General features: G+C 72.9%; 19 protein-coding genes. 13 read left to right on the forward strand and 6 right to left on the reverse strand.

What is annotated here, in order from left to right; genetic code table 11:
* The first annotated feature begins 93 nt into the window (after nt 1-93).
* From OG386_RS38290 to OG386_RS38300, 3 genes are all read left to right on the forward strand, one after another.
* Nucleotides 94-2,961, forward strand: a complete 2,868-nt coding sequence (locus tag OG386_RS38290; RefSeq protein WP_328791938.1) for an ATP-binding protein — start codon at nt 94-96, stop codon at nt 2,959-2,961.
* A gap of 34 nt (nt 2,962-2,995) precedes the next feature.
* Entirely contained in the window at nt 2,996-3,757 is a 762-nt protein-coding gene (locus OG386_RS38295) for a maleylpyruvate isomerase family mycothiol-dependent enzyme (protein ID WP_328791939.1), read from the forward strand.
* 88 nt (nt 3,758-3,845) lie between these two features.
* Nucleotides 3,846-4,346, forward strand: a complete 501-nt coding sequence (locus OG386_RS38300) for a hypothetical protein (protein WP_030723069.1) — start codon at nt 3,846-3,848, stop codon at nt 4,344-4,346.
* 25 nt (nt 4,347-4,371) lie between these two features.
* Here OG386_RS38300 and kstD read toward each other — a convergent pair whose 3' ends face one another.
* The 3 genes from kstD to OG386_RS38315 all read right to left on the reverse strand — a co-directional run bounded on the left by kstD (nt 4,372) and on the right by OG386_RS38315 (nt 8,342).
* A complete protein-coding gene (gene kstD / locus OG386_RS38305) occupies nt 4,372-6,174 on the reverse strand; it encodes a 3-oxosteroid 1-dehydrogenase (RefSeq protein WP_328791940.1) in 1,803 nt (600 codons plus the stop codon).
* Between the two features lie 168 nt (nt 6,175-6,342).
* Complete coding sequence (locus OG386_RS38310) at nt 6,343-6,987, reverse strand: ATP-binding protein (RefSeq protein ID WP_328791941.1); 645 nt, start codon at nt 6,985-6,987, stop codon at nt 6,343-6,345.
* Between the two features lie 230 nt (nt 6,988-7,217).
* A complete protein-coding gene (locus tag OG386_RS38315; RefSeq protein WP_328791942.1) occupies nt 7,218-8,342 on the reverse strand; it encodes an aminoglycoside phosphotransferase family protein in 1,125 nt (374 codons plus the stop codon).
* Nucleotides 8,343-8,573: 231 nt separating this feature from the next.
* Here OG386_RS38315 and OG386_RS38320 point away from each other — a divergent pair, with 231 nt between their 5' ends.
* Nucleotides 8,574-10,070, forward strand: a complete 1,497-nt coding sequence (locus tag OG386_RS38320; protein WP_328791943.1) for a DNA-binding protein NsdB — start codon at nt 8,574-8,576, stop codon at nt 10,068-10,070.
* A gap of 139 nt (nt 10,071-10,209) precedes the next feature.
* Here the strand turns inward: OG386_RS38320 and OG386_RS38325 are convergent, their stop codons facing one another.
* A complete protein-coding gene (locus tag OG386_RS38325) occupies nt 10,210-11,637 on the reverse strand; it encodes a PP2C family protein-serine/threonine phosphatase (RefSeq protein WP_328791944.1) in 1,428 nt (475 codons plus the stop codon).
* A 488-nt stretch (nt 11,638-12,125) separates the two neighbouring features.
* Between OG386_RS38325 and OG386_RS38330 the strand changes: the two genes are divergently transcribed.
* Nucleotides 12,126-14,354 carry a xanthine dehydrogenase family protein molybdopterin-binding subunit gene (locus OG386_RS38330; protein WP_328791945.1) on the forward strand — a complete coding sequence of 743 codons (2,229 nt, stop codon included), beginning with the start codon at nt 12,126-12,128 and terminating at the stop codon, nt 14,352-14,354.
* Between the two features lie 20 nt (nt 14,355-14,374).
* Nucleotides 14,375-14,830 (forward strand): (2Fe-2S)-binding protein, encoded by a 456-nt coding sequence (locus OG386_RS38335; RefSeq protein WP_327733902.1) that lies wholly within the window; start codon nt 14,375-14,377, stop codon nt 14,828-14,830.
* Between the two features lie 10 nt (nt 14,831-14,840).
* Here OG386_RS38335 and OG386_RS38340 read toward each other — a convergent pair whose 3' ends face one another.
* Entirely contained in the window at nt 14,841-15,956 is a 1,116-nt protein-coding gene (locus OG386_RS38340; RefSeq protein ID WP_443053263.1) for a MerR family transcriptional regulator, read from the reverse strand.
* 112 nt (nt 15,957-16,068) lie between these two features.
* Between OG386_RS38340 and OG386_RS38345 the strand changes: the two genes are divergently transcribed.
* Entirely contained in the window at nt 16,069-18,009 is a 1,941-nt protein-coding gene (locus OG386_RS38345; protein WP_328791946.1) for an APC family permease, read from the forward strand.
* On the opposite strand, the gene OG386_RS38350 is transcribed toward OG386_RS38345, so the two are convergent.
* Complete coding sequence (locus OG386_RS38350; protein ID WP_328791947.1) at nt 17,927-19,240, reverse strand: helix-turn-helix domain-containing protein; 1,314 nt, start codon at nt 19,238-19,240, stop codon at nt 17,927-17,929. The two genes, OG386_RS38345 and OG386_RS38350, sit on opposite strands and share 83 nt — an antisense overlap.
* A 129-nt stretch (nt 19,241-19,369) precedes the next feature.
* On the opposite strand from OG386_RS38350, the gene OG386_RS38355 reads away from it, so the two are divergent.
* From OG386_RS38355 to OG386_RS38380, 6 genes are all read left to right on the forward strand, one after another.
* Nucleotides 19,370-19,933: a TetR/AcrR family transcriptional regulator gene (locus OG386_RS38355; RefSeq protein ID WP_327387162.1), complete on the forward strand. Its 564-nt coding sequence runs from the start codon at nt 19,370-19,372 to the stop codon at nt 19,931-19,933.
* A gap of 56 nt (nt 19,934-19,989) precedes the next feature.
* The gene (locus tag OG386_RS38360; protein WP_328791948.1) at nt 19,990-20,610 is read left to right on the forward strand and encodes a DUF6461 domain-containing protein; all 621 of its coding nucleotides are present in this window, start codon (nt 19,990-19,992) and stop codon (nt 20,608-20,610) included.
* 143 nt (nt 20,611-20,753) lie between these two features.
* Nucleotides 20,754-20,996 carry a helix-turn-helix domain-containing protein gene (locus OG386_RS38365; RefSeq protein ID WP_189742670.1) on the forward strand — a complete coding sequence of 81 codons (243 nt, stop codon included), beginning with the start codon at nt 20,754-20,756 and terminating at the stop codon, nt 20,994-20,996.
* A gap of 160 nt (nt 20,997-21,156) precedes the next feature.
* A complete protein-coding gene (locus OG386_RS38370; RefSeq protein WP_189742668.1) occupies nt 21,157-21,597 on the forward strand; it encodes a hypothetical protein in 441 nt (146 codons plus the stop codon).
* A complete protein-coding gene (locus tag OG386_RS38375; protein WP_328791949.1) occupies nt 21,594-22,391 on the forward strand; it encodes a transcriptional regulator in 798 nt (265 codons plus the stop codon). Before OG386_RS38370 ends, OG386_RS38375 begins: the two co-directional genes overlap by 4 nt.
* Nucleotides 22,392-22,462: 71 nt before the next feature.
* Complete coding sequence (locus OG386_RS38380) at nt 22,463-22,882, forward strand: roadblock/LC7 domain-containing protein (protein ID WP_109781909.1); 420 nt, start codon at nt 22,463-22,465, stop codon at nt 22,880-22,882.
* Nucleotides 22,883-22,962 lie beyond the last annotated feature (80 nt).

Consider the following 22,962-nt stretch of genomic DNA (forward strand, 5'->3'; position numbering starts at 1 on the left):
GAAAAGAAGATCGGATTCTTTTCCGCACTGGGATCCCTCGCGCTGCGCGCGGGCGTACGCTGAACCCCCGAACAGGCCTGGGGGGTACCAGCCATGACGGACCGCCGGACCCGCACACGGCGCACCATGGTCGAACGCGATGCCGAACTCGCGATCGTCGACGAAGCCCTGGACCAACTCACCGGTCCCGGGCCGGACGCGGGCGGAGCGCTGCTCGCCTTCTCCGGTCCCGCCGGCCTCGGCAAGACCACCCTGCTCGCCGAACTGCGCCGCCGCGCCCTCGCCCGCAACTGCACCGTCCTCGCCGCCCGCGGCGGCGAGCAGGAGCAGACCCAGCCCTTCCACGTCGCCCGCCAGCTCATCCAGCCCCAGCTCGCCGGCACCTCCGAGCAAGAGCTGCGCGCCGCCCTCGGTGGCTGGTACCCCATCGTCGGCCCGGCCCTCGGACTCTGCGCCCCCGAACAGGGCGTCCCGCCCGACCCCCAAGGCCTGCGCGACGGGCTCGACTGGGTGCTCACCCACCTCGTCGTCAAGCGCGCCCCCGTCGCCCTCGTCCTGGACGACGCCCACTGGGCCGACCCCGAGTCCCTCGGCTGGCTCGCCGCCTTCGCCCCGCGCGCCGAACACCTCCCGCTGCTCCTCGTCGTCGCCTACCGCCCCGACGAACTGCCCGAGCACGCCGACGCCTTCCGTACGCTGCCCGGCCGGGCGGGACAGCGCCCGCTGCCCCTGGCCCCGCTCACCCCGGCCGCCGTCGCCACCCTGGTCCGCGAGGCCGTCGGCCCCCACGCCGACGACGCCTTCTGCCAGGAGGCCTGGGCCGTCACCACCGGCAACCCCTTCGAGGCCGTCGAACTCACCGCCAAGGTCCGCGGCAAGGGCCTGACCCCGGTCGAGGCGAACGCGCCGCAGCTGCGCGACCTCGCCGCAGCCCAGCGCGGCAGCGGCCTCGTCGCCCGCCTCGAACGGCTCGGTCCCTCCACCGTCCGCTTCGCCTGGGCCTGCGCCGTCCTCGGCACCGCCATCCCGCAGGACATCGCCGCCCGGGTCGCCGCACTCGGCGCCGAGGAGGCCGTGGACGCCACCCGGCGGCTGCGCGACGCCCGCATCCTCTCGGCCGCCGCCGCCGAGGAACCCGACGCCGAGGCCGGGCTGGAGTTCGTCCACCCCCTCATCGCCACCGCCATCTACCGCGCCATCCCCGACGCGCTCCGCGTCGCCCTCCACGGCAAGGCCGCGGCGGCCGTCGTCGACGCCGGGCTCGGCTCCTCCGCGGCCGCCCGCCACCTGCTGGAGACCCACCCCGAGAACGACCCCTGGGTGGTGCGCACCCTGCGCGAGGCCGCCGGCGAGAACCTACGGGCCGGCGCCCCCGAGGCCGCCCGCCGCCAGCTCGCCCGCGCCCTGCTCGAACCCCCGGACTTCGACGAACGCGCCGCCGTCCTCTACGAACTGGGCTGCGCCTCCCTGCTCACCGAGCCCGCCAACACGGTCAACCACCTGCGGGCCGCACTCGCCGAGCCCTCCGACGACCCGGCCCTGCGCCAGGGCATCGTCATCCGGCTCGCCCAGGTCCTCGCGCACAGCGACCGGCTCGCCGAGGCCTCGGAATCGCTCGCGCGGGAGATCCCGTACACCCAGGACGTGCGCGCCCGGCTGCGCCTGCAGTCCGAGCAGTTCATGTGGGACGCCTTCAACGCCGCCGAGACCGACTCCCCGGCCCGCTCCCGGCGGCTCGCCCGCCTCGCCGACCGGCTGACCGGGCGCGACCTCACCGAGCGGTACATCATCGGGCTGCGCGCCTGGGACGCCTGTCTGCGGGGCGAGCCGGTCGACGTGGTGCTGCACCACGCCGGACGGGTGCTGGAGCAGCCCTTCAGCTGGGCCCACGAGGACCGCGGCTTCGAGGTCCCGGTCCTGGTCGCGATGGCCCACATGTACACCGACCGGCCCGGACGTGCGGAGGAGCTGTTCGAAGCGGGCACCGCCGAGTTCGAACGGCACGGCTGGCGCGGGGCGCACCTCTCCTTCGCCTACAGCCTGCGGGCCTACGTCCGCTACCGGCGCGGGCGGCTCGTGGAGGCCGAGGAACTGGCCCGGGCCGGACTGCACCTCGCCGAACGCGTCGGCCGGCGTACCCCCGTGCACTGGTACGCCATAGCCATCCTCCTCACCACCCTGCTCGCCCGGGGCCGGCCCGAGGAGGCCTGGGAGCTGGCCCGGGAGCACGAGTACGGGAGCCCCTTCCCCGCGGCCGTGGTCTTCCCCGACTCGCAGACCGTCTACGCCGAACTGCTGCTGTCCCGGGGCGAGGTGCAGGCCGCGGCCGTCGAACTGGAGGCGGTCGACCGGCGGCTGACCCCGCGCGGCATCCAGAATCCGGCCTGGTGCCCGTGGCAGCTGCACCTCGCCCGGGCGGTGGCCGCGGACGATCCGCAGCGCGCCCGCGCCCTGGCCGACGACGCCGTCCGACGTGCCCGCGCCTTCGGCGCCGCCTCGGGCATCGGCCAGGCGCTGCGCGTGGCGGCGCAGGTCGCCGCCCCCGAGGAACGGGCCGGGCTCCTCCAGGAGGCGGTCACCCTGCTCTCGGCCTCACCGGCGGGCTACGAACTGGCCTGCGCCCTGGCCGCCCTCGGCACCGAGCTGCGGGACGCGGACGTGCTGATGCAGGCCGTGGTGACGGCGCGGGAATGCGGTGCGGACGGGCTGGCCGCGGAGACCACCGACACCCTGCTGGGACTCGGCGGTGCCCTGCCGTGCGGGCTGGCCTGGGAAGACGGGCTCACGGAGGAGGAGCGGCAGGCGGCGGACCTCGCGGTGCGCACCGAGAAGGAGACCGTGCCGGAAGCCGTGGTGCTGCCCGCGCCGGACTGGGCACTGTCGGCGGCCTGCCGCAAGCTGGGCACCGACCGGCCCGGGCTCAGGGACGCACTGGAGGCGTTCGCCCGTAGCTCAACGTGATCGGGTCCGCCGCCCGGTGGGCAAGCATGCTCGTATGGATCATGCCGAAAGACTCGCCCCCTTCCGGACCGAGGCGGCGGCGTTCGAGAAGGCCGTGCGCCGGGCGTTCGACCTCGGAGAGCCGGTGCCCGCGGTCCCCTCGTGCCCCGGTTGGACGGTCGCCGACCTGGTCCGCCACCTGGGCGGAGTGCACCGCTACCTCGCGCACGTCCTGCGCGAACGACTCACGGCCCCGGCCGACCCCGCCGGCCTCACCCTCCCCGAGGTCCCCGACGCCCCGGACGGGCTGACCGACTGGTTCGCGCAGGGCGCCCGGGAGCTGGCCGAGCTCTTCGACGAGCTGGGGCCGGACACGTCGGTCTGGACCTGGTCGGTGGAGCAGACCACGGGGTTCTGGCTCCGGATGCAGCTGATCGAGCTGGCCGTGCACCGCTGGGACGCCGAATCCGCGACCGGCACCGCGGGCCGCCTCGCCCCGGACGTGGCCGCGGACGCCGTGACCCAGACGATCGAGGTGATGGCCCCGGCCCGCCGCGGCTGGCAGCAGGCGCCGCCGGGCACGGGGGAGAGGTACCGCTTCCGGCGTACCGACGGCCCGGAATCCTGGACGGTCGTCTTCTCGGGGGACCAGGTCCTGCTGGAGCCGGGTTCCACCGGCCCGGCGGACGTCGAGGCCTCCGGCACCGCCTCCGACCTCGCCCTGTTCCTCTGGCGCCGCCTGCCGCCCTCCGCCCTGCAGGTCACCGGCGACGCAGCCCTGCTCCCGTACTGGTTCACGCTCGTCCCACCGATCTGACGGGCCGGGCCGGGGGGCCCGGTCCGGACAGGTCCCCGGATGCGGGCCCCCGGGCCGGAAAACCCGCGCGGCCACGTACCATGGCGGCATGTCCTTCCTCCGCCGCCACCGCGCCGCCACTCCCGCCGGCCCGGACTTCGACGTCCTGGCCATGGACCCGGGGGACTGGCCGGGCAATCTCGGGGCCGGGCTGCTGCCCGCGCCCGACGGCAGCTGCCAGGGTGTCTTCCTCCGCTACGACCTCTTCGGCGGACGCGGCCCCGCGATGATCATCGGGAACCTCCCGGAGGGATCCCCGGCCCGCGACCTCACCGACGGCCAGATCCCCTTCGAGGTGGCCCAGCTCCTCGACGCACTGGAGAACGACGAGGACGTCGAGGTCACCGGCGTCGAGGACTGCCCCGTCATGCAGGGCGACAACCTCCTCATCGTCCGGAAGATCAAGCTGTCGGAGTCCCGCATCTCCTGCGTCCAGTTCGACCGCAGCGACAACGTGCTGGTCACCATCGCCAGCTGGGACCGCCCGATCACCGATGACCTCTACGCCCTCCTGAAGCCGCTCCCCGCCGAGCTCTTCCAGCAGGGCTGACCGTCCGCATCCCCCATCGCGGGCGTCACGCGTCCGCGATGGCGTTCGCCGCCACGTAGCCGAAGGTCATCGCGGGGCCGATCGTCGATCCGGCCCCCGCGTAGCTGTGGCCCATCACCGCCGCGCTCGCGTTGCCGGCCGCGTACAGGCCCGGGATCACCGAGCCGTCCGGGCGCAGGGCCCGTGCCCGGGCGTCCGTCACGATGCCGCCCTTCGTGCCGAGGTCCCCGGGCACGATCTTGAACGCGTAGAACGGCGGGACCCAGACGGGTGCCAGACACGAGTTCGGGTGCACGCCCGGGTCCGTGTAGTAGTGGTCGTACGCCGTGTCGCCCCGGTGGAAGTCGGCGTCGTTGCCGCTCCACGCCTGCGCGTTGAACCGGCCCAGCGTCGCCCGCAGCGCCGCCGCCGGGACCCCGATCTGACCCGCCAGCGCGTCCCAGGTCCACGCCTTCTTCGCCGCGCCGGCCTGGTACCACGAGTCCGGGAAGGGGAGCGTCGGCAGGATGTCCTTGAACAGGTACCTGTTGCGGTAGTTCTGATCCACGATCAGCCACGCCGGGATGTGCGAGCCGACCGCGCCCCGGTCCTTCTCGTACATCACGTGCACCACATCGCTGTACGGCGCGGCCTCGTTGACGAACCGCGCGCCGTTCGCGTTCACGATCAGCCCGCCCGGCAGGGTCCGTTCGGCGAGGCAGAAGTACGGCTCCCCGGGCAGCGGGATCGAAGGCCCCCACCACGCGTCCTCCATCAGCGCCAGCGAGGCCCCGGCCCGCTGCCCCGCCCGGATCCCGTCGCCGGTGTTCTCCTTCGCGCCCACCGACCACTGGGTGCCGATGGGCTGCTGTTGGTACTGCGCCCGCATCGCCGCGTCGTGCTCGAACCCGCCCGAGCCGATGACCACCCCGCGCCGGGCCCGTACGGTGCCCCGTACGCCCTCCTTCTCCACCACGATCCCCGTCACGGGACCGCCGGCCCCGCCCTCCTGGACCAGGTCCACCAGCGGGCTGTTCAACCACACCGGTACCCCGGCCCGCTGGAGCCCCGCGCGCAGCCCGGCCGCCAGGGCCTGGCCCATCGTCAGCGGCTTCTCGCCGCGCAGCGCCGCCTTCGTGCCGCGCGCCAGGCACTCGGTGGACACGGCGAGCCCCTTGGCGCTCACCGCCGCCAGGTTCAGCCACTTGTAGTCCTGGCTGAAGACCACCATCCCGGCCGGGACCGGCATGTACGCCGGGTTCAGCCGGGCCAGTTCGGCACCCAGGACGTTCCCGTCGATCTGGTCCGGCTCGATGGAGCGGCCGCCCGGCAGCCCGCCCGGCAGGTTGGGGTAGTAGTCGCTGTACCCCTCCATGAAGCGGAACCTCAGTGGGCTGTTGGCCATCACGAAGTCCAGCATCCGCGGCCCGTTGGCGAGGAACGCGGCTTGGCGGTCGGCCGGCACCTCGGGCCCGACGACGGCCGCGAGGTACGTCGCCGCCTTCTGCGGGGTGTCCGGCACCCCCGCGCCCAGGATCACCGAATTGTTGGGCAGCCAGATACCGGCTCCGGACCGGGCGGCCGATCCGCCGAAGGTCGGGGCCTTCTCCACCACCAGCACGCTCAGCCCCCGTTTGGCGGCGGTGAGCGCGGCGGTCATCCCGGCGGCCCCGGAGCCGACCACGACGACGTCGTACTCGCCGAGCGGGGGCCCGTCCTGGGCGCCGTCGGCCCGGGCGGTGGCGGACGGCAGCACGGTGGCGGCGAGCACCCCCGCCCCCGTACCGGCGAGGACCGCGCGTCTGGACGGGAGGGCGGCGGAGGTGGTGCGTGAAGCGCTTGCGGACATGAGCAGGCTCCAGCGGTGTGGGGAGGAGGGGAAGTGCCTCCAGCATGTCTGATGCTGAGTCAGAAGAAGGTGTTCGGGGGATCATGTGATGTCAAGACATCCGGCACCGGGTGCGTGCGCAGGGGGGAGGGCATCCACACCGCGCACTCCGGTCGCGCCGCCCCGTGGTCACGGACCCGGCCGGTCCTCGCCGTGGCGCTGATCCTCGAGGCGGGCCGTCAGGTCGGGCCAGTGCTCGGACCACAGCGCCAGATCACCCGCGGTCAACGACCACCGCGAACGCAGGGTTTCGTCCGGCAGGAAGCGGACGCAGGTCCCGGTGGTCCCGTCGGCTTCGACGGGCTGGAGACCGGTCACCGGGACGCCGCGCTCGTAGCGCTGGCTCCAGGATCCGTTGAGCCGGCGGTTGGTGTGGATCAGCCACTCGCTGAGCGCTGCGACCACGGACATGCCACGGCGCGGATGTCCGTCAGGAAGCCGCTCCGCCTCCGGGAGGTCGAAGAACCGGAGGTCCTTCGTGGCCATGACCGGTTTCTTCACCGTCCGGCCGTGCTCGTCGACCCGCGTGTCGGTGCCCCGCCCGTCATCCTTCACCGACACCGAGCCGTCGGTGTGCAGCGTCACCACGCACCGTCCGCCGCCCCGGCCCGCCGCCTCGTCAGCGGCATAAGCAACGACCTCGAGAACGAGGTGCTCCGGCCCGCCGGGCACGAACTCCCCGGACCTCCGGCGGATCCCACCGAGATGGTCCTCGTCCACCGTACCGGCCCAATCGTGCGTGGTGTTGACCCAAGAATCCCTTGATCCGTCCATCCGGCAAGTATCCGCCGGGCCCTCGTGCGGGCCGTGTAGGAGGGGGTCGTCCCGGAGACCCGCGACCTGGACTCCCCGGACCCCGAGGTCGGCCTGACCGTAGTCCCGCCGCGGCCGGTCCAGGGGCTCCGCCCGCCACGGCTCCGTGCCGCCGCGGTGCTCATGGGCCCTCCGGAACGGGCGAAGCCCCGTGGCGGTGGGGGCCACGGGGCTTCGCGTTCGGGGAGCGGTCAGCGCGTGCCGACCGCCGCGCGGACCGCTCGGCGCGCCATCCCCGCATCGTCGTGCAGGCGGCGGAGCAGCAGCCGCTGCTCCTCGCCGGAGGACAGGGCGCCCACCGGCAGCGGCTGGCTCGGGGCGGTCGCCGACATCGAGCGCTGCACCGCCGTCTCGGACATCCGGATCTCCCGGGTCAGCACCAGCATCAGATTGACCAGGAAGGCGTCCCGCGCGGCCGGACCGGCCGACTGGGCGAGCCGGCTGATCTGGGCGCGGGCGGCCGGGGCGTCGCCCAGTACCGTCCACAGCGTGGCCAGGTCGTACCCCGGCAGGTACCAACCCGCGTGCTCCCAGTCGAGCAGGACCGGACCGGCCGGCGACAGCAGCAGGTTCGACAGCAGGGCGTCACCGTGGTTGAACTGCAGCGCCGTGCCCGACAGCTTCACGCCGTGCAGCAGCTTCTGCAGGTCGCCGAGGTCCCGGTCGGTCAGCAGGCCCAACTCGTAGTCGCGGGCGATCCGCCGCGCGTAGTTCATCGGGGTGCCGAACAACTCCGCCGGCGGCCGCCACTGGTTGACCCGGGACACCGCACCCAGGGCCGCCCGGAGGTCCACCCGCGGCGGCGGCTCCACCGGGTGCCGCTGCAGCGCCGCGACCCGACCGGCCATCCGCTCCACCACGAGCGTGCAGTTCTCGGGGTCGGCGGCGATCAGCCGCGGCACCCGGACTGGTGGGCGGTGCCGGACGAAGGTCCGGTATGCCGCTATTTCGTGCTGGTAGCGCTCACGCCACTCGGGCGAGTGGTCCAGTAAAACCTTCGCCACGGCGGTCATCCGTCCGGTGGTTCCGACCAGGAGGACCGAGCGGCCGCTGCGCCGCAGTACCTGCACCGGGGCGAACTCCGGACAGATCCGCTGCACGGAGGCGAGCGCGGTGCGCAGCTGCGCCCCCTGCGGCCCCGAGAGGTCGATTCTTCCGCTGACGGGCAGTGATCCGGTACCCGGCATTCGCCGCGCCCGGACGACGCCCTGTGCCGGAGCCGCCGGGCGGCCGGGTTCGAGGTAGGGGCCGCCGCCAGCCGGGAGCGTGCGGTGCGGCCGGACCGGTGCGGACACGGAGGACGTTGCTGCGTACATGGTGATACGGATCCCTTCGTGCGCCGACGAGTTGCGTACGCCACCCCGCCGGATCCCGTACTTCACCCTGGGGAGTTCCGCCGGTGAACCGGGTCGGGGAGGCGCATTCCTACCTGACACCCGGGGCAAGGTGGCGAACCATCGGGCGTGCCCTGGCGAAGCCTGGCGAATAGTCGCTGGGCACCTACCAGCGGGCTACTGTCAACTCAGCCGAGAACCTGGGGGCTTGACGTGAGCAAAGGTCCAAACACCCGCTTGAACGACCTGTTCGGCCTGGCCGGCTGGTCGAAGGGCGAACTGGCGAGGATGGTGAACAGGCAGGCGGCGGCCATGGGCCACCCCCAACTGGCCACCGACACCTCGCGGGTGCGGCGCTGGATCGACATGGGGGAGGCCCCCCGCGAACCGGTGCCCACGGTACTGGCAGCACTGTTCACCGAGCGGCTCGGTCGTGTCGTGACCATCGAGGACCTCGGGTTCGTACGGCAGCGGCGCACCTCCAGACGGCAGCCGGACGGGGCTCGTGAGAACCCCGACGGGATGCCCTGGGCGCCCGAACGCACAGCCGCGGTCCTCACCGAATTCACGGGAATGGACCTCATGCTCAACCGTCGCGGTCTGATGGGCGCGGGAGCGGTGCTCACCGCCGGCTCCGCCCTCAGCAACGCCATGTACGACTGGCTGCACACCGACCCCGCCCTGGCCAAGGAGGCCCGGAACTTCGGGGACACCTTCCAGGCCGACCCAGCGGGCTACGACCGCTACGAGGCCGCACCGATCGGCTCCCAGGAGATCGAGGCCCTGGAGCGCTCCGTGGAGGTGTTCCGTGCCTGGGACGCGTCCAGAGGCGGCGGACTCCAGCGCAAGGCCGTCGTCGGCCAGCTGAACGAGGTCGGCGGGATGCTCGCCTACCACCACCCCGACCACCTCCAGCGCAGGCTCTGGGGGGTGGCGGCCAACCTGGCGGTCCTCGCCGGCTGGATGTCCCACGACGTGGGCCTCGAACCCACGGCGCAGAAGTACTTCGTCATCGCCGCGCACGCGGCCCGCGAGGGCGGCGACCGGCCGCGCGCGGGCGAGGCGCTGTCCCGTGCAGCCCGGCAGATGGTCCACCTGGGCAAGCCGAACGAGGCCCTGGACCTGATGAAGCTCGCCCAGTCCGGCTCGGGCGAGCAGACCCTCCCGCGCACGCGCGCCATGCTGCACACCATCGAGGCCTGGGCACAGGCCGCCATGGGCAAGGGCCAGGCCATGCGCCGCACCCTGGGCGAGGCGGAGGAGCTCTTCGTCTCCGACAAGGGCGACGTACCGCCGCCGAGTTGGATGCAGCACTTCGACGAGGCCGACCTGCACGGCATGCAGGCCCTCGCCTACCGGACCCTCGCGGACCACGACGCCGCCGCGGCGCCGATCGCCGCGCGCCACGCCAAGGAGGCGCTGCGGCTGCGCGGCGAGGGCTACCAGCGCTCGCAGATCTTCGACTACATCTCCATGGCCTCGGCCTGCTTCATCGCCGACGAGCCGGAGCAGGCCGACCGGTACGCGCGCCTCGCCCTGGTCTCGATGAACGAGACCTCCTCGCACCGGACCTGGGACAGGCTGCGGGAGATGTACCGGCTCACCGCCCAGTACTCCGGGTACGCGCGCATCGAGGACCTGCGCCAGGAGATCAAGCTGGCCCTCCCCGACACCCCGGCGCCGCGCGGCCCGCGCGGTACGGGGGTGTAGTCCCACGCCCGCCCCCCCCCGCACGGTTCGCCGCGCGCCGTGCACGAAGCCCCGTACGGAGACGAGAAAGGCCGCGCCCTGTGGCGCGGCCCTGAAGCCCCTACGGCTGAAGCCTGACGGCCCTGCGGTTCGAAGCCCGTTACCCGCCGACCCGGGCGACCAGCACGCAGGCGTCGTCCTCGCGCTCGCTCTCGCCGAACTCCTCGATCACGATCCGCACGCACTCCTGCGCCGACCGCGCCGCCGAGAACCGTGGCGCGAGCGCCAGCAGCCGCTCGGTCCCGTCCGCCCGGCTGAACTCGATGCTGCGCGGCGTGAGTCCGTCCGTGTGCAGGACCAGCAGGTCGCCCACTTCGAGGTGTTCCTCGGCCTGGCCGTACGAGGCTCCGGAGGTCGCGCCCAGCAGGACGCCCTCCGGCGGAAGCAGGGAGCGTCCCGACCCGTGGCGGAACAGCAGGGGTGCGGGGTGGCCCGCCTGCGCCCAGGAGAGGACCCGGCGCGCGGGATCGTAGCGGCAGCAAACGGCCGAGCCGAGCGCCGGCTGCACGGAGGTCTCCAGGAGCTGGTTGAGCCAGCCCATCAGCGGGCCGGGCTCGATGCCCGCCATGGCCATGCCACGCAGGGCGCCGAGCATCATCGCCATCCCGGAGGTGGCGGTCACCCCGTGGCCGGTCAGGTCGCCGACCGTCAACATCGAGCACCCGTCGGGGAGTTCGAGCGCGTCGTACCAGTCGCCGCCGATCAGTGCGCTGGTCGCGGAGGGCAGGTAGTGCGCGGCCACGTCCAGCGTGCCGGCGCTGCCGTACGGGAACCGCAGGGAGCCGCGCCACGGGGGGAGCACGGCTTCCTGCAGCTCGACCGCCAGCCGGCGTTCGGTCTGCGCGATCTCCCGCTGACGCTGGAGCGAGTCGCGCGACTCGCGTACCGCGCGCTGGCTCCGGCGCAGTTCACTCACGTCCCGCAGGACGGCCCACATCGAGGCCGTACAGCCGTCGGAGTCGAGTACCGGCTCGGCCCTCATGTGTAAGGTCCGGACCCGGCCGTCGGCCCGGACGATGCGGAACTCGCCGTCGATCGGTCTGCCGTCCACGAGGCAGGCGGTGACCCACGCGGTGAGCAGCGGCTGATCCTCGGAGAAGAGGGTCGAGCCCAGTTCGTCGAGGGGGAGCGCGCCGGACTCGGGCGAACGGCCGAAGATCTGGAACAGCTCGTCGGACCAACTGACCTCGTCGGTCAGCAGGTTCCACTCGGCGCTGCCGACCCGGATCTGGGCCTCGGGCCCGGTCTCGGGCGCCGCCTGCGGCTGCTCGACCTCGACGATGTCGGGGGCCGCGGGCAGACCCTCCTTGAGCTGGCCGAGGTGCTCGCGGAGGTCGTCGAGGTGGTGGACGGCGAGATCGCACAGCGCGCGCTGCCAGCGGCCTTGAGCGTCGTCGTCGTCGACGACGGTGTCGCGGCGGACCGCGTCCACTTCCCCGCGCAGCCGCCGGGTCTGCGAGATCAGCGCGTCCACCGACCCGGGCTCGGGCGGCTGCGCGGGACGGTCCGCGAACAGGTGGGACGGCATGAGAACTCCGATACAGGCGCGGCACGGCCAAGTCTGAAGGAAGGACCGGTAACGACTGTTGCACAGGGCGCGACGGCGTGTAAGACGTTTGGCAACATCCGCTACGTTCTTGCTTCTGGTATATGCCGCAGGCCTGCCGCCCCGCTCGTGGCGTGCGAAAGGATCCGGTCAGGCGAACTTCGGGGCGGTACGCGGTGACCAGCCGGTCGGGGTCGTGAAGCCGTGCGAACAGCGGCCGGAATCAGGCCATCCGGTGACCGTCGATCGATCGTACGGCCGAGATGTACGAACCCGCCCGACGGGGGAATCGCGTAAGGAACGGATCAAGGCGGGCCGCCGAGATACCCCCGAAGGAGTGATGTCGCCGCAAATGACGCGGCGTGATCGGGACTTCCCATCACGCTGTCGGGTCGCTACCCTACGTGCCGGTAATAAGCCGGGGGAGGTCTGCGCGGGCGGGCCCGCGCAGCGTGGGGACACACAACGACATGACCGGGCAGGACCACGCCGCGGGGCAGAGCCGCCGTTCCTTCCTCACCTACCTCGTGGCCGCGCCGACCCTGGCCCTGGTCACCCGGGCCGGCGCCGACGCGCTGGCCCCGCAGCCCGCCCACGCCGTGGTGCCCTCCCTCCCGGCCATCGCCGACCTGATCGACCTGGGCGACCTGTTCATCCTGGCCGGGGCGCCCACCTCGGCCCTGTTGGCGCTCGCCGTCGAGGCGGACGGCACCATCCGCTTCCGGCTGCCGCGCGAGGAGGTCGGCCAGGGCCTCACCACCGCCGTGGCCATGCTGGTCGCGGAGGAGCTCGACGCGCCACTGGCCGACGTACGCGTGGAACTGGACGACGCCCGGCCCGAGCTGCTCTTCAACCAGCTCACCGGGTCCTCCAACTCCATCCGCTCCCTCTACGGGCCGGTCCGCCAGTGCGCCGCTACCGCCCGGGCCCGTCTCGTCGCGGCCGCCGCCCACCGCTGGAACCTGTCCCCGGCCGCACTGACCACCTCCGGCGGCACCGTCCGCGCCCCCGACGGCCGCACCGCCGACTACGGCGACCTCGCCGCGGCCGCCGCCGACCCGACACTGATCGTCCTGGGCGCCACCCCCAAGAAGCGGGCCGGGCACACCCTCGTGGGCAAGCCGACCGGCCGCGTCGACGCCCGCGCCATGGTCACCGGCGCCCTGCAGTACACCCTCGACCTCGACGTGCCCGGCGCCAAGCCCTGCGTCGTGCGCCGCCCGCCCACCCTCGGCGGCACGGTCCGTACCGTCACCAACCTCGCAGCCGTCCGGGCCATGCCCGGCGTCCTGCACGTGGTGACCGTCCCGACCGGGGTCGCCGTCGTCGCCGAGACCTTCGGGCAGGCCATCGACGCCAAGACGGCCCTCCAGGTCACCTGGGGGCCCGGACCCGCCGACCAGCTGTCCGACGACCAGATCCGCGCCAAACTGCGCGCCGCCACCCCGCCGTTGCTGGTCCCGCCCCTGCTGACCCCGTACGTCGACGCCGAGTTCGACTTCGCCTTCGTCAGCCACGCCCCGATGGAGACCAACTCCGCCATCGCCGACGTGCGCGAGGACCGGGCCGAGATCTGGTCCGGCCTCAAGTCCCCGATCGTGGCCCGCGAGACCATCGCCGCCGAGCTCGGCCTGCCGTTGTCCAAGGTCACCGTGCACGTGGTCCAAGCCGGCGGCTCCTTCGGCCGGCGACTCTTCTTCGACGCGGCCCTGGAAGCCGCCCGCATCTCCAAGGCCTGCCGCCGCCCGGTCCGGCTCATGTGGACCCGCGTGGACGACACCCGGCACGGCCGGATGCGCCCCGCGACCCACCACAAGATCCGCGCCACCCACCTGCTGGGCGAGGTCCTCAGCTTCGAGCACCGCGTCGCCGCTGCCGAGACCGACTTCCGGCACGGCCTGGGCGAGATCATCACCGCCACCGCGGCCAGCCTGCCGCTCGGCATCGGCAACGCCACCCTCGCCCAGACCCTCTTCCTGACCACGGTGAAGTCCCCGTACCACTTCGGACTCACCACCCAGGCCCTCACCGAGGTGCCCACCGGGATCCCCACCGCCTCCTGGCGCTCGGTCTACTCCGCCAACACGCGCGGAGCCGAGGAGATCGTGGTCGACGAACTCGCCGCCCGGACGGGCCGGGACCCGTACCGGTTCCGGCGCACCTTCCTGAAGACCGACGCCCAGCGCGCCGTACTCGACAAGGTGGCCGCGGAGGGGAACTGGGGACGGCCGATGGAGGCCGGTTGCGCGCAGGGCATCGCCTTCCACGAGGAGTACAAGTCCCGCACCGCGTGCCTCGTCGAGATCGACACCCGGGACCCCGACCACGTCCGCGTCACCAAGGCCGTCATCGCCGTGGACGTGGGCCTGCCGGTCAATCCGCGCGGACTGGAGGCCCAGATGATCGGCGGCCTCACCGACGCGATCTCCACCACCCTGCGCGCCGGGCTGCACCTCGACAAGGGGCTTCCGCTGGAGGGCAGCTACAGCCAGTTCCACTGGGCCAAGCAGCGCGACACCCCCCGCGACGTACGGGTCTTCGTGCTGCCGGCCACCGGCGAGGAGCCGGGTGGCGCGGGCGAGCTCGGCGTGCCCGCCGCCGTCGGTGCGATCGCCAACGCCTGGGCCAGGGCCACCGGTTCCAAGCCGCGCAGCTTCCCCCTCGACTTCGACGTCGACTTCACCCCCTACCCCCGCTAGCCCGAGCCAGGAGTACCCCCGTGCCCTCGCACACCTTCACCGTCAACGGGCGCAGCGTCACCGTGGACGCGCCCGACGACCTGCCCCTGCTGTGGGTGCTCCGCGACATGCTGGGCGTCCGCGGCCCCAAGTACGGCTGCGGGGTGGACGTCTGCAAGGCCTGCACCAGCCACCTGGACGGCGCCGACATCCGCCCCTGCGTGGTGCCCGTCTCCGCGTGCGCCGGCCGGACGGTGACCACCATCGAGGGTCTGGCGAACGGGGACGACCTGCACCCCGTGCAGGAGGCCTGGCTCGAACAGGACGTCGCCCAGTGCGGCTTCTGCCAGCCCGGCCAGATCATGGCCGCCGTCGCCCTGTTGAAGCGCACCAGCGAGCCCACGGACGAGGACATCGACGCCATCGCCAACATCTGTCGCTGCGGCACCTACTTCCGCATCCGGGAGGCCATCCGCAGCGCGGCGCGCAAGATGTGAGGAGTGCCGGTCATGCGATGAGCAGGCGCAGGCCGAGGTCTGCCGAGTCGAGGTCGGCGAGGTGGCCGTTGCGCTCGGCCCACCGACCGGAGTCGAGGTCGTCGCCGAGGCTTCGCACCGCCCGCTGCTCCGCCTCCGGCCCGACCCTGGTCCACACCGACATCGCACGGCGCACGTGATCCTCGAGATACGCCTCCGGCCGGCGCCAGTACGCCTCGAACAGGCCGTCGGCGCAGTCCCACGGGACCGGAACCGACTCGGCGCGGCCGCCGATCGCATCGGCCATCCCGGCGAGCGAGGGGAAACCGGCGAGGACGCCGGCGAACTCGGGCAGGTAGTCGCGGGTGAGCCAGAACCGGTCCTGCCATCCGGGCTCGTCGGTGTCGAACGTGAGCACCACCACGCGGCGGGCCACGCGCCGCATCTCGCGCAGTCCCGCCATCGGGTCCCCCCAGTGGTGAACGGTGGAGACGGCCATCGCGACGTCGAAGGACCGGTCCTCGAACGGCAGGCTCTCCGCGGCGGCGGCCACGCACGGCGCCGAGCCGGCGGGCCGCTGCCTCCGCATGACCGCCGACGGCTCCACCGCGGTCACCTGGCGATCAGCCGGCTCGTACGAGCCGGTGCCGGCCCCCACGTTCAGCACCGTCCGGGCCTCCCCGAGCGCCTCCCGGATCTGGGCGGCGATCCGCGGCTCCGTAGTTCGCGTCGCGGTGTACGCGCCGCCGATCGCCTCGTACAGTCGTGCACCGAGCATTTCCAGTTGCTTCTCGGGTGTCACCTTCAGTCCCTTCGCCCGTGCTTCGAGTTCCTTGTCGATGGCCGTCACCATGGCATCGGCGCGATCGCGCCGCTCCAGCAGCAGGCCGCGCAGTCGGCGCAGGTGCGCGACCGCGTCGGTGGACGGGTCGCCGACCAGTTCGGCAACCTCCCGCAGCCCGAAGCCCAGCCGCCGATAGGCCAGCACCTCGCGGAGCCGCTCCACGTCGTCCGCCGCATAGGCCCGGTACCCGGACGGGGTCCGCGCCGAAGGTCGCACGAGCCCGATCTCGTCGTAGTGGTGCAGCGTGCGGACGCTCACGCCGGCCAACTCGGCCACGCGCCCCACGGTCCAGTGATCTTCCATGAGTCGACTGTGCGGCCTGACGCCACGTGAGGGTCAAGTCCCGGATCGAGGGCCAGGGTGACACAAGCCCCAAAAGGGATGAAGGGTGAATCAAATGCACGATCATGCCTGAATGAGGCGTATCAATGTGAAACGCGTGCTGGTCGGCGAGCCCCTCGACACCGCCCGCCTGGGCGAGACCCTGCTGCCCAAAAGACTCGCCCTGCCGATCTTCTGCAGCGACCCGCTCTCCTCCGTGGCCTACGCCACCGAGGAGATCCTGCTCATCCTCGCCCTCGGCGGCGTCGCACTGCTGCACCTCACCTGGTACGCGGCCGCCGCCATCGTCTTCCTGCTCGTCGTCGTCGTCGCCTCGTACCGGCAGACCTGCCACGCCTACCCGGGCGGGGGCGGCGCCTACGTCGTCAGCTCGGAGAACCTCGGGCAGACCGCCGCGCTCACCGCCGCCAGCGCCCTGCTCGTCGACTACGTGATGACCGTCGCGGTCTCCGTCGTCTCCGGCGTCTCCGCGATCACCTCGGCCGTTCCCTCGCTCAGCGACCACGAAGTGGTCCTGTCCGTCGCCTTCGTGGTGCTGCTGACCCTCATGAACCTGCGCGGCGTACGGGAGTCGGGCCGCGTCTTCGCCATCCCCACCTACGGCTTCGTCCTCGTCATCTACCTCATGTTCGCCGTCGCCGCCGTACGGCTCGGGACCGGCGAGACCATCCGCGCCGAGTCCGCCGCCCTCCCCATCACCCCGGTCGACACCTACACCGGACTCGCCCTGGTGTTCCTCACGATGCGCGCCTTCGCCTCTGGATGCACCGCCCTCACGGGCGTCGAGGCCATCAGCAACGGCGTCCCCGCCTTCCGCAAGCCCAAGGCGGACAACGCGGCGACCACGCTCGCCGCGATGGGCGTGCTCTCCGTGACGATGTTCGTCGGCATCACCGCCCTGGCCATGTCGTACCAGGTGCACGTCGCGGCCGACCCCACCGAACTGGGCCTGCCCCCGGGCACCGCGACCTCCACCGCCCTCGCCCAGATCGGCCGCGCCACCTTCGGCAGCTGGAACTTCCTCTTCTACCTGCTCCAGGCCGTCACCGCGGGCGTCCTGATCCTCGCCGCGAACACCGCCTTCAACGGCTTCCCGATGCTCGCCTCGATCCTGGCCAAGGACCGGTACGCGCCCCGCCAGCTCTTCAACCGAGGCGACCGGCTCGTCTACTCCAACGGTGTCGTGCTCCTCGCACTCGCCGCCATCGCCCTCATCGTGGCCTTCGACGCCGAACTGACCCGCCTGATCCAGCTCTACATCATCGGCGTCTTCGTCTCCTTCACCCTCTCCCAGTCGGGCATGGTCCGGCACTGGCGCAAGGTGCTCGCCTCGCCCGCCACCCCGCGCGAGGAGCGGATCCACATCCACCGCAGGCGCGCCATCAACGCCGTCGGCGCGAGCTTGACGGGCCTGGTCCTCGTCATCGTCCTGCTCACCAAGTTCACCCACGGCGCCTGGCTGGTCGTCATCGCCATGCCGCTGCTCTTCCTCGGCATGAAGGTCGTCCGACGCCACTACGACCAGGTCGCCCGACAGGTCGCCGTCGCCCCCGACGCCACCCCCCGCAAGCCCGCCCGCCACCACGTCCTGGTCCTGGTCGCCGCCGTGCAGGCCCCGACGCTCAAGGCCATCGGCTACGCGCAGGGCCTGCGCCCGGACACCCTGACGGCGGTCACGGTCGCGGCGGACGAGCAGGAGGCGACCCGGCTGCGCGAGGCGTGGAGCGCGCACGACACCGGACTGCCGCTGAAGATCCTGCACTCGCCGTACCGGGAGGTGGTGGGCCCGATCCTGGCCCACGTCGAGGAACTGGCCGCCGGCTCCCGGACGGACATGCTGTCGGTGGTCATCCCCGAGTACGTGGTGGGCCGCTGGTGGGAGCAGCCCCTGCACAACCAGAACGCCCTGCGGCTGAAGGCACGACTGCTGTTCACACCCGGCGTCGCGGTGATCGACGTGCCGTACCTCCTGGAGTCCGCGAGGTCCGCGGATCCGGCGCGGCGGGACGGGTAGCGGGTTCCGTCTCGACGCGCTGCAGCACCGCCGCGTGCGCCAGCGCCAGCTCCACCACCTGTCGGGGGTCGGACAGGGAGCGGCCGGTGAGCTGCTCCAGGCGCCGCAGCCGGTTGGAGACGGTGTTGCGGTGGCAGTACAACCGCTGTGCGGCGTCCGTGGTCGAGCCCTGGCAGGCCAGCCAGGTGCCCAGGGTGGTCAAGAGCGTCCGCCGGTCCTGCGCGGGCAGCGCGAGCACCGGACCGAGCACCACCTGGCGCAGCCGGCCGGCGAGCTCGGCCTCCGCCGCGACCAGCGCCGCCGGCAGCCGTTCGTCCAGCAGCGCGGTGCGCGGGCCCTCGGACCCGGGAGCGGTGCGCAGCGCGAGGGCGGCCAGCCGGTGCGCCCGGGCCACGTCGGCCGGCGCGGCGACGACCGGACCGACCCCGGCGCGCACCCCGAGGGGCGCGAGCAGTTCCCGTACGGACTCCAGCGGATGGTGGCCCAGCTCCACCAGGCCGATCTCCCCGTCGGCGCGGATGCGCCACAGCACGCGCGGCGCGGAGGCGGCTCCGGTGCCCCCGGTCGGGGCACCCGTCCCGGCCGGTACGACCGGTGCGCCGGACGCGTCGGCGGCCAGCACGACCACCGTGAAACGGCCCCGCTCCGGCAGCCCCAACCGTGCGGCGGCCGCTTCCGCGGCCGAGACTTCCGCGGCGGAGACTTCCCCGGCTGCGGCCGACGGCCCGACCCCGCCGTCGAGCAGCACGTCGAGCAGGGCCGCCCGGTGCTCCCGGTCCCGGTCGCCGTGCGCGGCCTCCGCCCGGCGGTACGACTCCGTCACGGCGTCCGTCATCTGGTCCAGTACGTCCCACAATGCGGTCGCGCCGGGTAGCAGCCGGGGCAGCGCCGCCCGGTCGTGCGCGGTCACGGCCTCCGTGAGGCTCTGCCAGAGCAGCCGACCGCCGCGGCGGTAGGTGCGCAGCAGGGAGGTGAGCGGCAGCCCCTGTTCGGCGCGGAGCTCGCCGACGGCCCGGGCGTCGGCGAGCTCCACCGGCAGGCCCCGGGAGCTGCGGAGCAACCCCTCGACGGCCTGGCGGAGGGCGTCGTGGATGCGCTCGCGCAGTTCGGCCCGGCCCAGCAGGGCGGCGTAGGCGGGGTCCTCGGCCAGCGTCCGGTCGGTGAGCCGGTCCGCCGCCACGGCGATCCGGCGGGACAGGTCCTCGCGTATCTCCTCGATGATCCGCTCCATGACGCGCAGCCTGACACGGGGGAGGGGGTGGTGGGGAGGGGCCGGACCGGGGACGTCCGCTACCGTGTGCGAATCACTGCACCTGCAGTGATCACCAGACGCGCCCGCTCCACACCCAGGGACCCGCCCATGCGCCAGAACCCGCAGCGCCGCGCCGCACTGCTCGACGCCGCCATCGAAGTCCTGGCGCGCGAGGGCTCGCGCGGTCTGACCCTGCGCGCGGTTGACGCAGAGGCGGGCGTGCCCACGGGCACCGCCTCGAACTACTTCGCCAACCGCTCCCAGCTACTCGTACAGATCCTGCACCGCACCCGGGAGCGGCTGGTCCCGGACCCGGCGGACCTCGCGGGCCCGCTGGACACCGAGGTCCTGCTCACCCGGCTCCTCGACCGGATGCGGCGCGAACGCAGTGTGCACATCGCCATGCTGGAGCTGCGGCTCGAGGGCACCCGGCGCCCCGAACTCCAGGCGGAGCTCGCGTCCTTCCAGGGCCTGGAGCTGGAGGCCAACATCAGGTGGCACCTGGACGCGGGCCTGCCCGGGGACCGGCAGGGCGTGGTCCTGATGTACCTGGCGATGCTCGGTCTCATCGTGGACGACCTGACCGCCCCCGCCATGCTGGAGGCGCACCCGGCGCACGGGCTCATTCGGACGATGGTCGAGCGCCTCCTCCCGGAGAAGCCCGCGGACTGACTATCGTGCCGGTGAACAAGCACCAGCGGGGTGGGCAAACCGTGGGGAGTGCGGACATGGCGGACACAGCAGAGGGCGTGACGGACGGGATCCGATGGCTGGCCGGCTGGGACCAGTGGTTCGCCGGTCTGACCTTCGCCCGGGGAATAGCCCCCGACGAACTCGCCGCGCGGCTCGGGGCGCTGCCGGGCCTGCACCCCGGGCCGCTGGGCGCGCTCGACGCCTGGAGCATGGTCACCGAGACCGTGGACGGCGACGGCGTGGCCCGGGTCGGCAGGTGGGGCGGCTGGGCCTTCGCCGTCGAACACGGTCAGCCGGCCGGAGCGGAACGGCTGGCCGAGGTCTCCCGGGGCGGCGTGGAGGCCGTCCACCTCGACCCGCAGCGCGACCACCCGCCCAAGCAGTTCGCGTACGCCCGGGACGGCGAGCTGGTGTGCTGCTTCGCCCTCGGCGAGGAATGCTGGCGCGGCGGCCACCGGCCGGACTTCCTGCTCCCGGAGCTGATCGCGGCCGGGATCCTCACCCCGGAGGGCGCGTGCGCCCGTCCGGTCGACGAGGCGGACGCGGACCGTGACCGGCACACCCTCGCCGTCGTGGAACGCCGCTTCGGGCTGTCCCTGCCGCGCCACCTGATCGCGGACGCCCCGCTCCCGGCGTACGTGACCTGCACCCACTAGGGCAAGACGACCCCCTAGCGGTCCGCGCCGGGGCCGGGATGCGGTGATCTTATGCTCAGGTTTACGCGAGTCCGCTGGTTTTGCTCCCGGTGAGCCACTTTGATGGGTTTGCCAGGCCTCGTACCGGAGCAGGGGGACTAGTCATGGGCACCGACCACAGTCAGAAGGACAGCACACCCACCCTGATCGGCTCCGTGCAGCGCGCACTGCGCCTCCTGGAAGCGATGTCCGCGGAAGGAGGGGTGACGGCCAAGAGGCTCGCCCGGCTCACCGGCATCCCCCTGCCCACCGTTTACCACCTGCTGCGCACCCTCACCCACGAGGGCTACGTGCAGCGCGAGGGAGGGTCGTTCCGCCTCGCGGACGATCTTCCGCTCGCTTCGTGATCAAATATCGACGCGTTCCGGCCAAGCTCTCGCACCCTTCCTGGCATGTTCCAACGGAAAATGCCAGAACGCCCTTTCGTACAGTGGAACTTGAGTAAGTTCCCTCCTGTCGCGCCGTACGACCGTGCACTCAGCACGTCCGGCCGGGAGGGGAGCCCGCGTGCCCGGGATCGACGAATGCCTGCTCGAAGCCATGGCCCTGCCTGGTGCGCGTGGGGCCGCGCTGGTCGACTGGAGCAGCGGACTGGCCCTCGGCACCGCGGGAGAGTCGCCCGTGGGTGACCACGAGACCACCGCCGCCGAGACCGCCGAACTGGCTCGGGCGGCAGCCGAGTACGAGTCCTTCGCCCCGGCGGAAACCGACCCGGCACACGGTGGCGGAGCCGTTCCCTCCGCCGGTTCGTCCGCCGGCTTACCGGCCGGCCCGCCTGTCGAGGATCTGATCGTCACCACCCGCACTGGATACCACGTACTGCGCTTCGTCGAGACGAGCTTCGACAGCAGCGTATTCCTCCACCTGTGGCTCGACCGCGTCGACGGCAACCTCGCCCTCGCGCGCCACAGGCTCCGTGCCCTGGCGGAGGGGCTGGTTCTCAGATGACCACCCCGGCCACCGCCACGGCCGCGAACGCCTTCGCCGCAGTCTCCCCCCTTCTCACCCGGCTCGCCGCGGAGCGCGCCACCGGCGCCCTGCTCCGCGACCGCGGCACCCTCTTCCTGGAAGACGGACGAATAGTCCACGCGGAGAGCCCGGCCACCCCCGGTCTCGACGTACTGCTCACCACCGGCGGCGGCCTCGCTCCCGAGCGCTGGCGCGAAGCCGTGGACCGGGCCGGTGCCCGGGGCGAGGTCGCCCGCTTCCTCGTGGACAGCGGCGGGCTCGCCGGCGGAGAGCTGGAGATATGCCACCTCGCCGCCATATTCGACGCCGCCTTCTTCGCACTCTCCCCGGGCAGCGGGCCCTCCCGCTTCCGCCGCGGGGCCACCCACTGGATCGGCTCCGTCCGTTCCGTTCCCGCCGCCGCCGTCGAACGGGAGACCCGGCGCCGCCGGGACCTGCTCGACGCCGTCTGGCCGTACCCCCTGCTGGACACCTCCCCGGTCGTACCCCGGGCCGCCGCGCCGGGCCAGACGATCACCTCCCGGCAGCGCACCCTGCTGGGCCAGGCCGACGGCCTGCGCACCCCGGCCGACCTCGCGTGGGTCCTGGGCCGGCCCGCCTTCCACACCCTGCTCGACGTACGGCGCCTCGCGGCGGCCGGACTGGTCGAGACCCCGCACACCCCGGCCCCGCCACCGGCCGTGGCGCCCCTGCCCGACTGGATGACCGAGGCCCAATCCCCGGACGTGGCGCTGCTCCGCCGGTTACGCGACGCACTGGAGGCAAGTCTGTGAGGCTCCCGCTGCGACCGGCCCTGCGCGCCGACCGCTCCGAGCGTAGGCAGCCCGAAAGGAGAAAGGCCGACATGAGTACGGTGCCCCCCGAGGCGGAGGCCGAGATACTCGCCGAGCTCCGCAGGCTGCGGGCCCGGGTACCCCAGCTCACCGGTGCCCTCGCCGCGAGCGCCGACGGTTTCGTGCTCGCCCAGGACAGCGCCGCCGCCGAGGCCGAGTCCGTCGCGGCGCTGACCGCTGCCGCCCTCGGGGTGGCCCAGCGCCTCAGCGACTGCACGGGCCAGGGTGCCTTCCGCGAACTGCTCGTGCGCGGTGAGGACGGGTACGTCGCCACCTACGCGGCGGGCCTGGCGGCGGTCCTCACCCTGACCGCCGAGCCGCGGGTCAACGTCGGACGCCTCCATCTGGAAGCCCGGCGCTCGAGTCTCCGGATAGCAGAACTGATCGACCACACCCTCGGGCGACGGGGTCCCGGAGCCCCGCCCGGGTGATGCGCGTTCCGGCCGGCGGCAGGGCCTGACATGTCCGGCGCGTGCCGCCACGGCTACATCCAGTCACAGCCAGTCACACC

Source organism: Streptomyces sp. NBC_00273 (assembly GCF_036178145.1).
In the GTDB taxonomy this organism is placed as follows: domain Bacteria; phylum Actinomycetota; class Actinomycetes; order Streptomycetales; family Streptomycetaceae; genus Streptomyces.